At 49.0% G+C, this 13,504-nt stretch carries 8 protein-coding genes; 6 read left to right on the forward strand and 2 right to left on the reverse strand.

Going from position 1 to position 13,504, the window contains the following annotated elements; all coding sequences use genetic code 11:
- The first annotated feature begins 243 nt into the window (after nt 1-243).
- From B5M13_RS11445 to B5M13_RS11460, 4 genes are all read left to right on the forward strand, one after another.
- The gene (locus tag B5M13_RS11445; protein WP_155297235.1) at nt 244-1,710 is read left to right on the forward strand and encodes a hypothetical protein; all 1,467 of its coding nucleotides are present in this window, start codon (nt 244-246) and stop codon (nt 1,708-1,710) included.
- 228 nt (nt 1,711-1,938) lie between these two features.
- Nucleotides 1,939-3,507, forward strand: coding sequence for an MGH1-like glycoside hydrolase domain-containing protein (locus tag B5M13_RS11450; protein ID WP_080055797.1), 1,569 nt, complete (start codon nt 1,939-1,941; stop codon nt 3,505-3,507).
- A gap of 79 nt (nt 3,508-3,586) precedes the next feature.
- Nucleotides 3,587-5,179, forward strand: a complete 1,593-nt coding sequence (locus B5M13_RS11455) for a sodium:solute symporter (protein ID WP_080055798.1) — start codon at nt 3,587-3,589, stop codon at nt 5,177-5,179.
- Nucleotides 5,172-6,107 (forward strand): dihydrodipicolinate synthase family protein, encoded by a 936-nt coding sequence (locus B5M13_RS11460; protein WP_080055799.1) that lies wholly within the window; start codon nt 5,172-5,174, stop codon nt 6,105-6,107. Before B5M13_RS11455 ends, B5M13_RS11460 begins: the two co-directional genes overlap by 8 nt.
- A gap of 539 nt (nt 6,108-6,646) precedes the next feature.
- Here B5M13_RS11460 and B5M13_RS11465 read toward each other — a convergent pair.
- Together B5M13_RS11465 and B5M13_RS11470 are read right to left on the reverse strand one after the other, a co-directional pair.
- Nucleotides 6,647-8,215 (reverse strand): glycoside hydrolase family 43 protein, encoded by a 1,569-nt coding sequence (locus tag B5M13_RS11465; RefSeq protein WP_080055800.1) that lies wholly within the window; start codon nt 8,213-8,215, stop codon nt 6,647-6,649.
- A 26-nt stretch (nt 8,216-8,241) separates the two neighbouring features.
- A complete protein-coding gene (locus B5M13_RS11470; protein WP_080055801.1) occupies nt 8,242-9,132 on the reverse strand; it encodes an AraC family transcriptional regulator in 891 nt (296 codons plus the stop codon).
- 214 nt (nt 9,133-9,346) lie between these two features.
- Between B5M13_RS11470 and B5M13_RS11475 the strand changes: the two genes are divergently transcribed.
- Together B5M13_RS11475 and B5M13_RS11480 are read left to right on the forward strand one after the other, a co-directional pair.
- On the forward strand, nt 9,347-10,075 hold the full coding sequence (locus B5M13_RS11475) for a DUF3826 domain-containing protein (RefSeq protein ID WP_080055802.1): 729 nt from the start codon (nt 9,347-9,349) through the stop codon (nt 10,073-10,075).
- A 199-nt stretch (nt 10,076-10,274) separates the two neighbouring features.
- A complete protein-coding gene (locus tag B5M13_RS11480; protein ID WP_080055803.1) occupies nt 10,275-13,499 on the forward strand; it encodes a SusC/RagA family TonB-linked outer membrane protein in 3,225 nt (1,074 codons plus the stop codon).
- The last annotated feature ends 5 nt before the right edge of the window (nt 13,500-13,504 follow it).

Consider the following 13,504-nt stretch of genomic DNA (forward strand, 5'->3'; position numbering starts at 1 on the left):
GGACTGCCTCCCCATCATGATAGTCTTCTAAGCGGGCCTTAAATAAGCCCCCCAAAATACTGTAAATAACGCTGCCCCTGAAAATACCAGTTACCGTGAATTTTTTTCCGAAGATTCATGAAGGCTAGCCCTTACGCACGCTTAGGATACGCATCGTTCATGGGCAACAGATGATCGTTGTCTGGATACTGCTAATTAATTAGGTATTCTGAAGAGTTACAAATCAGGGGATTATGTTTTTTCATGGTTCGACTGCGATACAATTGCGAACCAACGGTGCGAAGAATTGGCAAAAAGCGCTATTTTGCCGATGAACCCCGTGTACAGAACATGACCCTTCCCGAACAGACTCCTGTAGAACCCAACCTATCTACTGAACCGGAGATTCAGGATAAACTTCGCGAATTAACAGCCCAGAGCTGGAACCTGGAACTGATTGTTTCAGGGGCCGCTATGTTTGCCACGCTCAGCCTGCCCGATCTATTGGAAAGTGCGCTGACCTATTATCGGTATAACCTGATGACCGATGCCGATTTAATTCATGAGATGATGCCCGCCGAAATGTTTGGGATCATGAAAGGGGCTTGTTATGTATTATTTGGGGCGTTTCTGGCCAACTTTGTTATGCGGGCTTTCTGGATCGGACTAGTGGGTTTGCTGGCTGTTTATCCAGATGGTATTCGGTATGATCGCATTTATAAGCTGAGTCGGTATGCCCAACAACGATTGGCTGGCGAAATGGGTACGTTATCCGATTACATCATCCGGCTAGATAAGCGATGCAACGTTGTTTTTGCGCTAGCCTTCAGTTTGGTATTTTTCTTATTTGGCATTGCCGGCTTTTACGCCATTTTTGTCCTGGTTGAGGCTAGTCTGCAACTGCTGGTACCTGATTACTTGTATGAAACCGTTCGTACAGTAGTAGGCTGGTCACTGGCGTCTTTTGTGTCAGTATTCTTCATTAGCTATACGATCCTTAATTTACCCCGGTTTCGTAATGATGACCGATTCGCGCCGATTGCCTTTCGAATGAGTGAAGGATTTTCCATTGTATTCCTGGGCCTATACCGACCAGCGCAATACATCAGCCTTACGTTTACCAGCCAGATTCCGCAGAATATCCTGCAAAAACGATATGTATGGATAATCGGGCTGGGTTTACTGATAGAGATACTATTTATGACAGGCCAACTTGTTCAGGTCAGGAATGCAACCGACGTGTTCGATAGTCGGTCGTTTATGTCGACGCGCGATCCAAACCAACTGGTTGATGCAAATGCATTCGATAATTTACGAACAGCGGATCAACTGATCGATCAGGCCAGTATCCAGTCCGACGTAATTCGTGAGCCCTATCTTCGCTTGTTTCTCAGCTACCCCAAACTGCTGGATAGCGAGCTGACGAAGCGATTCAAAGAACCCCAATGGCCGGATAGTCTGTCAAAGAAAGAAAAACGCGAGAAGCGGGCAGCCTGGTATCTGAAATCACTGGAGTCGTATTTTGGGGTCTATGTGAATGACTCGCTTTACCGGGCTCCGGGTTTCCTGTTCACCCAACGCGCCGACAACGGGCAACGCGGACTGACTACTGTTTTAGTGACTAGTGGGTTGAAGGCTGGCCGCAATCTGCTTCGCATTACCGTACCCGATTCGGTCAATAAACCCCAGCCGTATTACCAGATTCCGTTCTGGTACATTCCTGAAAACTAAAGAGTCGTTGGTTATGGACCATCTACGAGCAGGACCCGCAGCTATAAACTGTAAACTGCTCTTCTGCTTGTCCGCGATTGTAGCGCGGACAGACTCCCCCTTTATAGCCTTCTCAAACACGCTAACATCCTATAATGGCTTGTGAAAATAGCATATTCCGTAGCGGTTTATTTCAATTAATTTTGAATTTTCCCTCGATACGGCCCGTTTCGATATGTTTTATAGTGCATGAACTCACTTCATAAACGTTGTTTCATCCTAATCTGTTTATGGCTACTGACCTGTCTGACTGCCTATTGGGCGGAGGCTCAGTCCGCTAAAGTGCTGACAACCGATAGACTGAAGCAATACGTCAGCTATTTCAATATAGTCGATCAGGAGGAAGCGGTCAAAAATTACGTGCCTAACGATCAGTCATTCGATTGGCTGGCAAAAAATATTCCCCTGTTCGACTGCCCGGATTCAACCCTGAATACGATCTATTATTATCGTTGGTGGGCGTTTCGGAAACACCTGAAAGAAACGCCGGAAGGGTTCATTTTTACGGAGTTCATCACCAAAATGAACCATGCGGGAAAGTATAACGCCATCAGCAGTGCCCTTGGCCATCATATTTACGAAGGGCGCTGGCTACATACGCCAACGTACATCGACGGCTATATTTCGTTCTGGTTGTACGTCGATCCTAAACATACGGTGCAGCGGTTCCACGCATTCAGCAGTTGGGTCGATGATGCTGTGTATAATCGGTATCTGGTCAACCTCGACAAATCCTTTATTCAGAAAAACCTGCTGACACTCGATGCCGATTATCGGAAATGGCAGCAGGAAAAACAGTTGCCCAGCGGCCTGTTCTGGCAGTTCGATGTACGCGATGCGATGGAAGAATCCATCAGTGGTTCGCGGAAAGACAAAAATCGTCGCCCAACCATCAATAGCTATATGTATGGCAATGCCAAAGCCCTGGCAGCTATGGCTGCGCTGGTTAAAAACGATACGCTTCAGCGTCGTTACGAGCAACAGGCCGTTGAACTGAAAAAGCTGACGCTCGATAGCCTGTGGAATAAAGCGGCTCATTTTTTCGAGGTCAGGCATCCGAACGGAGCTTTTGCCAACGCGCGTGAGGCTATCGGCTTTATTCCCTGGTATTTTAATTTGCCCGACGATACACCTGAGTATGCCCAACAATGGGACCAGTTAACGGATACAACCGGCTTCGATGCCCCCTGGGGAATCACGACTGCCGAACGCAGGCATCCAGGATTTCGTACGCATGGGTCGGGGCATGGATGCGAATGGGATGGGGCGGTCTGGCCATTTGCAACTACGCAAACGCTGAAAGGACTGTCGAACCTGCTGACGGATTATAAAAATCAGGGCCGCATGAACAAGGCTGTGTTTTACAACGAACTGGTGAAATATGCCCATTCACATACCATGAACGGGATGGTTTATCTGGGTGAGTATCAGGATGAAAAGACAGGAGAGTGGCTGAAAGGCGATAACCCCCGAAGTAAATTCTATAACCATTCGGGCTTTGCTGATCTGATCATCAACGATTTGATCGGTCTAAAGCCCCGCGCCGATAACGTCCTGGAAATTCACCCCCTGATTCCTGAGGGCAAATGGGACTGGTTTTGTTTGGATAACGTACTCTATCATGGAAAGATACTGACTATTTTGTACGACAAAACCGGGAGACATTACGGAAAAGGTAAGGGGTTCATAGTCCTTTCGAACGGAAAACAAGTATTTAAAAGCAATACGCTGGCTCCTGTGGCGGTCCGAACATTTTGAAAGCCCTACATGAGAAAGAATATATCGCTAGACACCCTTACTTTGGCATTCCGATTGCGTTGGGATGCCAGAAAAAACTATGAAAAACTTACCCCTGATCGACCTTGGTGTTATTGCTGCGTACCTCGTAGCCATGGTGCTGGTGGGCGTGTATTTCTCCCGAAAAAACAAGAATGCTGACCAGTTTACTACGGCGTCTGGATTGATTCCCGGCTGGGCAACGGGCTTGTCGATCTACGCGACGTTTTTGAGTAGCAATACGTTTCTGGGTGTGCCGGGCAAAGCCTTTGGGGGTAACTGGAATTCGTTTGTATTCAGTTTGTCCATGCCATTGGCGGCTTTTGTGGCCTCCCGGTATTTTATTCCGTTTTATCGTCGTTCGGGCGAAGTGTCGGCCTATACGCATTTCGAGCATCGGTTTGGTTCATGGGCGCGAACCTATGCCGTCGTCTGTTTCCTGCTGACCCAACTGGCACGTATGGGATCTATCTTTCTGGGTATTGCGCTGAGTTTACAGGCGCTGACGGGGTATTCGATGCAGACCATTATGGTGGTGATGGGCGTTTGTATCATCATTTATACCGTGATGGGTGGAATGGAAGCCGTGATCTGGACCGAAGTTGTGCAGGGGGTAATCAAAACGTTTGGGGCTTTGCTGATTATGTACCTCATTGTGCGGGCTATGCCGGGGGGCGTTTCTTCCATTATCGAGATCGGTAAAGCGCACGATAAATTCAGTCTGGGTAGTCTCTCGCCCGATTTTACGCAATCGACATTCTGGGTCGTCCTGTTCTATGGTTTCTTCATTAACCTGAACAATTTTGGCATGGACCAGAATTACATCCAGCGCTACCATACAACTGCATCGGAGAAAGAAGCGTCGAAATCGCTTTGGCTCTGCGTTTGGTTGTATGTACCGGCCTCGCTGCTGTTTTTTATCATTGGTGCCTGCCTGTTTGGCTATTATCAGCAGTATCCTCAGCTCCTTGACGTCATCCGGCATAATGTTGCACTCGAACGATTACCGGCTGGCGCATCGGCTGCTGAAGTGAACCAGTTGGCATCGACGCTGCAACCTGCCGACTATGGCGATAAGGTGATGCCTAATTTCATGGTTACCAATGTGCCCGTTGGCCTGATGGGACTCATTATTTCGGCCATACTGTCGGCAGCTATGAGTACCATTAGTTCAGGTATGAATGCATCGGCCACCGTCTTTACCGAAGATATTTATAAGCGGTACATCAATCCGAATCCATCGAGCCAGAAACAGCTGCGGTTGTTACACATTTCTACGGTTGTGGTGGGTGTCTTTGGCTTGACCGCCGGACTGGCTATGATCGGTGTGAAAAGCATTCTGGATACCTGGTGGACGCTATCGGGTATTTTTGCGGCTGGTATGCTGGGACTCTTTCTGCTGGGGCTAATTAGTCGACAAACGAAGAGCCCGGAGGCCTTGATTGCCGTCGTTATCGGTGTACTCGTCATTGTCTGGCTGACCTTTTCGCCCAAACTACCCGACGAGTACGGATACCTCCGCAATCCATTACACAGCAACATGATTATTGTTGTCGGTACGCTCACTATTTTCCTGGTGGGAATTGTACTGACTAAACTTAAAGGCCGACCTTCGGAGCAAACCCAAGAGGCCAGTGTATTTTCCAATGACTAACAAAACTTCGCAAAAGGGCTTTATCCCTGTAATGCTCACGCCATTCACAGACAGTGGCGCCATTGATTTCGACACGCTTACCCGACTGACGGAACTCTATTTACAAGCCGGTGCTGCCGGATTGTTTGCCAATTGCCTGTCGAGCGAAATGTTTGAACTAACTGAGGCCGAGCGGCTTCAGATTATCGAACACGTCATCAAGGTAACCAATGGGAGGGTTCCTGTCGTAGCTACGGGTACATTTGGTGGACCTATTGCTCAGCAAGCTGATTTTGTGAAGCAGGTAGCCGATAAAGGTACGGATGCCGTTATCCTGATTACGGGCCTGCTGGCCGAACAAACGGAATCAGATGATGTGTTCAATGAGCGTGTTTTTCAATTGCTGGAGCAAACGGCTACGGTGCCGGTTGGCTTTTACGAGTGTCCGGTACCGTATAAGCGCCTGATTTCGCCTGAGCAGTTGAAGCTGTTTGTCGATACAGGCAGGGTGATTTACCATAAAGATACCTGCCTGGACATCGATCAGATCCGGGAGAAGATACGACTGGCCAACCGACCTGGTTTCGGGTTGTACGATGCCTATATGGTTCATGCCGTGGAGTCGCTCAAGGCCGGTTCGGCAGGACTTTCCTGCATTCAGGGCAACTTCTTCCCTGAACTGATTGTCTGGTTGTGCCAGCATTATAATCACACGGATTTACAGCAGGAAGTAGGGGAGGTGCAGCAGTTCCTGATTGACAGTATGGATGTGATTCACAACGTGTACCCAACCGTGTCGAAATATTTCCTGCAACTGCGCGGCTTCAACATGTCGACCTATACCCGTCGTGAGGTAGGCACGTTTACGCCCGAAATCGCTAAACAGGTGGAAGGCTTATTGGCCGATTATACCCACTTGCAGGATAAACTGGCGCTGGAGGTTTTGTAGGTATTCAGGCAATTCAGTTTTCTAGATTCAGACCATTCATATTGGCAAAATGCCTTGTATTACGGGAAATTAAAATTAAGCCGTTCACAAGGGCTGTGGAGCCAATTAACAGGTCGAAATATTAACTGTGCGCCCGATGCGTCTTAAGGCTGCTTTTTGTATGGCGTATTCGGGCTGCACTTCACGGATCGGCAAAATGCGCCCCTGGAAAAGGTCTTGAAGATTAGCTAAATTATCCCGTTTCTTCTCCTGACCAACCTCCGACTACCCGTTCTAATAACTGTAGAGCTTCGGCTTCGCTCAAGTCTTTATTGACATGTGCTTCTTCAGTATGAAGGCCTAACCGATCCGCCAACCCTTTAAATAGGGCGAAATCGGTTTCACTTCGGGTTTCAATGGTGATGATGTAAGTCGTAGAGAAGAAAGTAAAGTCTATACAGGCATCAGTATAATCAGTGAGATAACTGTATGGTTCACGTTAAGATAACAGATTAGTAGTCTCGTTACAAACAGAAAAGGTGATTTGTCTGAAAGCCATGTCAGGGATAGGTCAGCGCTACAGACCGAATCAGGCTGTGCGTATGCGGAGGCCCTGACACGCTGATGCCGATACGGGGGGCACGGTCCCAACGGGGCAGAAAGGAGCCGTTGACGGGTTCGGTTGTTATCTGTTGCGACTTTCCGCCTGAGGTTTGAAAGCTACAGGTATAGTATTGCCCAACATGGCTGTGTACCTGCAAGGTAATGTCCGATACGTTTTCGGTTAACCGATGGTTTTTCAGTACCTGTCGAACGCCGTCTTTCACCTGCCACAATTCGAGCGAATCGTTGCGAATGCCAAAACCCAGCGAATTATTCGCATCGCCATACACACAAATGCTTTGGAGGATATGGGGTTGCGGGGCTATGTCGGCCGAAAACGTATACGTGCCTTTTTGAATGACCAGCCCCAGAAAACTTCCCGTCGGGCTGGTCGATACGGTAGAAAGCTGTAGTTGGCCAGCCTGAATCGTAGTCGGTGGTTCGGACTGGCTGACATCCCAAACCCAGGGAAGAGCAGCGCTTGGGTTGGTAAAGTGAACGGTTTGCGGAGAAATAGGTTTCTGGGAAGCGCCACCAAAGGCTTCGGCCTGTGCCGGAACGGCAGTACCATACCGAAAGGTGGGCCACTGCGTTTTGTCGTTCCAGACCAGTTCGCTCAACACACCCTGACGGCCGGTAAACGTAAAGTCTGTTCCGTTATACGCATGGTGCAGATAGACATACCGATTATCGGGCGTGGTCACTACCGTCCCATGACCAGGGCATTTCCAGGTATCGTCACTGACCAGAACCGGATTGCCGGAAAACTTCTCCCAGGGGCCACGTAGGTTCTGGGCACGGGCCAGACCAACCTGATAGTTACAACCTGTACCACAGCATGCATTCCCTGAATAGGTCATGTAGTAATACGTACCCCGTTTGAAAATAGCCTGGCCTTCCATGCCGCCCGCTTCCCAACCCGAACGGTCGGCCGTTAATAAGGAAAAGTGCTGGCCGATTACCTTTAAGCCATCGGTCGATAATTCCGCGCCCAACAATTCGATGGATTTGCCCTTATCGAGGCCGTAGGCTTTCCAGGTAATATAGGGTTTACCCGCTTCTTCAATTATAAATGGGTCAATAGCTTCGCTTGTCCATTCCAGCAGCAGGCCATGATCGGTAAAGCCACTGCGCAGGTCATGGGAAGTAGCTACGCCTATGAACGAATGCTTGTCCGACTTCCGGCGGGCCGTATAATATACATAATAGGTGCCCTGTCGGTAAATCAGTTCGGGCGCCCAGAAACTGCCCATGGTCCAGGCCGGGAGTTTCTGGAAAACAGGGCCAACGTACGTCCAGTTGACCAGGTCTTTTGACGTATAGATTGGAAAAGCGGGCCCCCACTCCGACGAGGTGCCAACGGCATAATACGTATCTCCAACGCGAATGATGGATGGGTCGGCAAAATCGCCCGGAATAACCGGATTCCGGTACGTAGTCGTTATTGCCGATGGTTTTGTGGACTGAGCCAGGCTATGGACCGTAATCAGCAAACACAGCAAGATTCGTACGAAAAGGGAAGGCATAGATGGGTTTAAGAAATGCAGCTTTGTTAGGCAACCGCCATACGGCCTTTTTTCAAATACTGGCGTTTATATTCCAGGGGCGTCAGGCCGGTAACTTTCTTGAAATGACGGTAAAAATTCGACACGTTGTTGAAGCCGCAGTCAAAGCAGATTACTTCGGTCGGTACTTTATCTTCAATCAGTGCCCGGCAGGCATGACTGATACGTATTTCAATCAGAAAATCATAGTACGTTTTATTGGTCATCAGCTTAAAATAGCGGCAAAACGAAGTGACACTTAAATTGCTGATGGCCGAAATTTCATCCAGGGTAATGTCTTTCCGGTAGTTGGTGAGTGTGTAGTTGCACACTTTATTTAGCCGGAGCGTATCGGTTTCGTTCGATTGGTAAAAGGCAGCCTGACCATTTACAATCGGTTCGTATTCTTCGGTTTCGGCCAACGTTTTCAGGATCGAAAACAAAATCAGAATTTTATCCAGATTCGTAGCGTCGACGGCCCGTTGCATCAGTTCGGCCAGTTTGGTATTCGCTTTTCCATTGATCACCATGCCACTTTTTGCCTTTTCAAAAAGCCGGGGCAGCAGGTAGGCCTCGGGCAGTTTCAGTAGATGCTCACCCAGGCAGTTGGGCAAAAAGTGAATGACGATGATTTCAATATGCCGATCGGGATCGTTTTGAAAATACTCGTCACTGCTCCGCCAGGTATGCGGTAAGTTTTCGCCGACCAGCACAATCTCACCCGGTGAAAAGTTGCTGATCTTATCCCCGATAAATCGTACCCCTTCACCCTTGATAATATAGTGTAGTTCGAGTTCAGGGTGGTAATGCCAGATGTTCTTGAAATGCGGTAAAACGTCGTGCCGAACCGTGTACGACGTTTCGAGATTAGCCGTTACTTTTCGAAATAGAGGTTTCATGGCAAAAGAAGTCGCTTCGGTATATAGGTTGACAGGAACCTGATTACAAACCTAAACGAAATAATCCAAATTATTCCTATTTTCTCTATGATAATTTCCTACAATAAATTGGCAAAAAAATGCAGTTGTTACCCCTAATCGTAGCCTATTTTTGTATCGTGTTATAGAAAAGTATTGTTTAATCGTGGTTTTGCCAGTTTCTACAACTCCTCCCATGAAGGATTTTGCTCAGCCAGGTCGTCGTCGTAGTTTAGGTCAGCCAGCGTCGAAACGTCTGTTTTTGACGCTACGTTTTGGCCTGCAAAATGCCGTATTAGGCACCCTGATTGCCTGCTTAAGCGTGGGGCTGGCCGTAGGTCAGGAGCAGACGAGCGAGGAAAAAGAAGCTGCCTACACACGTGTATTGAATGAACGGGCTGCTAAAATAGTGGCTTCGCTGGGCCTGACCGATGCGAACAAAACGGCCCATGTTCAGCAAACCATCGTGCAGCAATATCGCGACCTGAACGCCATTCACGACAGCCGTAAGGCAGCGCTGAACGGTGTTACCGACAGAGCACAAAAAGACGCCATCGACGCCGAAGCGAGTACGAAACTTATGACGCTGCATAGCCAATATCTGGTAAACCTCAATCGTGATTTGTCGCCGATTCAGGTCGATAAGGTGAAAGATGGTATGACGTATGGCGTATTGCCCATTACAGTCAATGGGTATCAGTCGATGCTGCCTGATTTAACGGATGAGCAAAAGAAACAGATTTTAGCCTACCTGACCGAAGCACGCGAGAAGGCAATGGATGAGGGGTCTTCGGAGAAAAAGCATGCCATGTTCGGTAAGTACAAAGGCCGGATCAATAATTACCTGTCGGCGGCTGGTATCGATATGAAAAAAGCCAGCAAAGAATGGGAGGAACGCATTGCGAACCAGGCCCGTAAAAATTAATCCATCCGACGATTCACTGATGTAATCGGACAGAGATAGAGGACTGCCTGGCTTTTGTTCCGCAGCCTCGGTTCTACACCATGTTGTGGCTCGTAGAATCTATAGAACCTATGGAATCAATCGGCTGAATCGCCTTAAGTACTTTACCCGATCATATACGTTGACATCTTTTACCTCATCTTTACTTAAACAGACAGGCATGGCACTGGCTTTACGACCTCGAAAACAAACGCTTCTGACCAGTGCCGTAAAGCTGGTTTGCGCGCTCATTCTGTGTGGCTTCTCCGACGATTTGTGCTATGCCGAAACAGGTGGAGCAAATAGCCGGCCTTCAGCGCATCGTTTCGGATCTCCCCTGGAAAATATTACCGGAACCGTTAAAGATAATAAAGGCCAGCCGCTACCGGGAGTGAATGTGCTGATAAAAGGTACTAAGACCGGAACCGTGACCGATATTCAGGGTACATTTCGGCTAAATCTGCCTACCGGGAAAGAGATACTTATCTTCAGCTATATCGGCTTCAAAACCCAGGAGGTGACTGTAGGCGGCAAAACGACTCTGGCGATTCAGATGGATGAGGATGCAGCCGCTCTGGGTGAAGTGGTCGTGGTGGGGTATGGGGTGCAAAAGAAAGCTACCCTGACCGGAGCCATTGCTACGGTCGATATGAAAGCCGTTCAGGATCTGCCAGTTAACAACCTGTCGGCTGTACTGACAGGCCAACTGCCGGGCGTCGGTGTTTCGGGAGGAACCAGCCGTCCGGGCGATAATGCCGTCATTACGGTACGTAACCCGATCATTCTGTCGAAAGATGGCGGCACGCTGCAACCCTTGTATGTCATCGACAATGTAGTTCGTTCGGCTGATGATTTTAACGCGCTCGACGTATCGGAAGTGGATCAGATATCGGTACTGAAAGATGCAGCTGCCGCTATTTACGGTGCCCGCTCCAATCAGGGCGTTGTGGTCGTGCAAACGAAACGGGGTAAATCGGGGGCACCTAAATTCAGCTATAGCGGCTCGACGGGTATTTCGGATGCAACTCTGCCGACCATGATGAATGGGTTTCAGCAGGCTACCTACCTGAATGACCTGAACTATGCGTCGGGTAAACTGGCTACCGATCCGACGATCTACACCCCCGACGAACTGGCCTACTTTAAAGACAACAACTACAATTGGCTAAAAATGGCCTGGCAACCTTCGACGGTTCAGCGCCATGCCCTGAACGTCAGCGGTGGAAACGAAAAGGCTACCTATTTCGCAGGGGCTTCGTACAATGCGCAGAATGCCAACTTCGACAATATCAATACAGATAAATGGACCTTTCGGGCCAGTGCTGATATGCAGGTGACCAGAGGGCTGAAAGCAGCTCTGTCGCTGAGTAGTTATCTCGGTAATAAGCGCATGTATTACCTGAAGCAGGGGGGGGAGAACGCAGAGAACGATATGAAAAGTCTGCTGTATACGCCCCAGTTCAACCCGCCCTATCTCAATGGCTTGCCCGTCCTGTTGTCGAATTCGAGCAACACCAATACCATCGATGCCTTTAACTTCTTTGCCGTTCAGAATTCGGACAACTACACGCAGACCAAAACAACTGGGTTTAATGTGACGGCTAATCTGGATTACGAGATTCCGGGCGTAAAAGGATTAAAAGCCCGAGTACTCTATAGCCGGACGTTCGATAACAGCTTCGGCAAGCAATATGGTACCAAATACAATGTGTACAGTTTCTCGATGCTCGGCGATCATAAGCACATTTATGGCGGTGATGTAATCAAAACGACAACGCTGAATAACGGTGACCGCGTACGGATGAACCCGAGTTATATCGATACCTACCAGTTCAACGGATACCTGAATTACGACCGTCAGTTTGGCAAGCATTCGATTTCGGCGATTGCCTTTTTCGAACAGGCCGAAACGCATACCGACAACGTAGCCGCCATGGCCGAAGGGGTAATCATTGGTGGCCTCGACAACATGCGGTACGCTATCGGTACGCAAACCACGTCGGAAACCGAAACCGAAGCGGGTTTTCTGTCGTATGCGGCACGGGTCAACTATAACTATGCCGGTAAGTACCTGTTTGAAAGCGCCATCCGCTACGATGCCTCGACCAACTTTGCGCCGGAGTATCGCTGGGGTTTCTTCCCATCCTTCTCGGCAGGCTGGGTGATGTCGGAAGAACCGTTCTTTAAAAACAATATTCGCGGGATTGATTACCTGAAATTGCGTGGCTCGATTGGGTTTATGGGTGGTGATGCGACCAAGCCATATAACTGGTTATCTAACTATTCGATTCAGACGGGTAAGGGAGCGGTGTTTGGCGGCAATTCGGATCGTCCGCTCATCGTATCGCCCAACAACGCCATGGCCAATCGGCAGGCCCGCTGGGATAACGACACCAAATATAACATCGGTATTGATGCCCAGTTCCTGAAAAATCGCCTTTCGGTTACGCTGGATGGATTCTATGACCATCGCTACAATATGCTGACGTCGTTAACCTCGTCGGTGCCGTTGCTGGTTGGTGCTACACTGCCTTCTGAAAACTATGCCAGTGTCGATGGATTCGGAACAGAACTTTCGTTTGGCTGGAACGACAAAATTGGCAGCGACTGGTCGTACAAAGTCAATACGTTCCTGACCTGGAGCGATAACAGACAAATTCTGGTGGACGTCGACAAGGGTAAAATCGGTACGTACCTGGACCCGACCGGTCGTTCGACCGACGTAGGGGTGCTGGGGTATCATTACCTGGGCATGTTCCGAACGCAGCAGGATGTGGATAGCTATCTGGAGAAAAATCCGGGCTATACGCTCTTCGGCGCGGCTCCCAAACCAGGTATGTTGTATTATCAGGACGTGCGTGGGCCGAAAGATGCGTCAGGAAATTACACGGCTCCTGATGGCAAGATCACGACCGACGACCTGGATTACCTCAACAGAAAAGCCAGCAATCACTACGGATTCGGTTTCAACTTCAGCGCTTCATACCGCAACCTGTCGATTGGCGCTACCATTGGCGGATCGTTTGGTGGACAGGCGATGGTCGAAGGTACGGCTCGCACACAGGGTACCGCCACGGCAAACCGCCCGGTATTCTGGGCTGACCACTGGACTCCGGACAACCCAAATGCCGCGTATCCAAACCCGTATTACAAGGATACCTACACCGTCGATTCCGAATTCTGGTACCGGAGTTCAACCCAGGCATCGGTTCGTAACCTGAACATATCCTATGGATTACCGTCGCGGTTAGCCGGGAAAGCTGGATTGAGCACTGTGCGGGTTTATCTGGTGGCTACAAACCCGCTTAACCTATACAATCCCTACGATTACAAATCGTATTCGGGCAATTACGATGCCTACCCCGTACTTCGTTCCTTCTCACTGGGCTTAAACCTTGGCTTGTAAACCTC

It is taken from the genome of Spirosoma aerolatum (assembly GCF_002056795.1).
Classification (GTDB): domain Bacteria; phylum Bacteroidota; class Bacteroidia; order Cytophagales; family Spirosomataceae; genus Spirosoma; species Spirosoma aerolatum.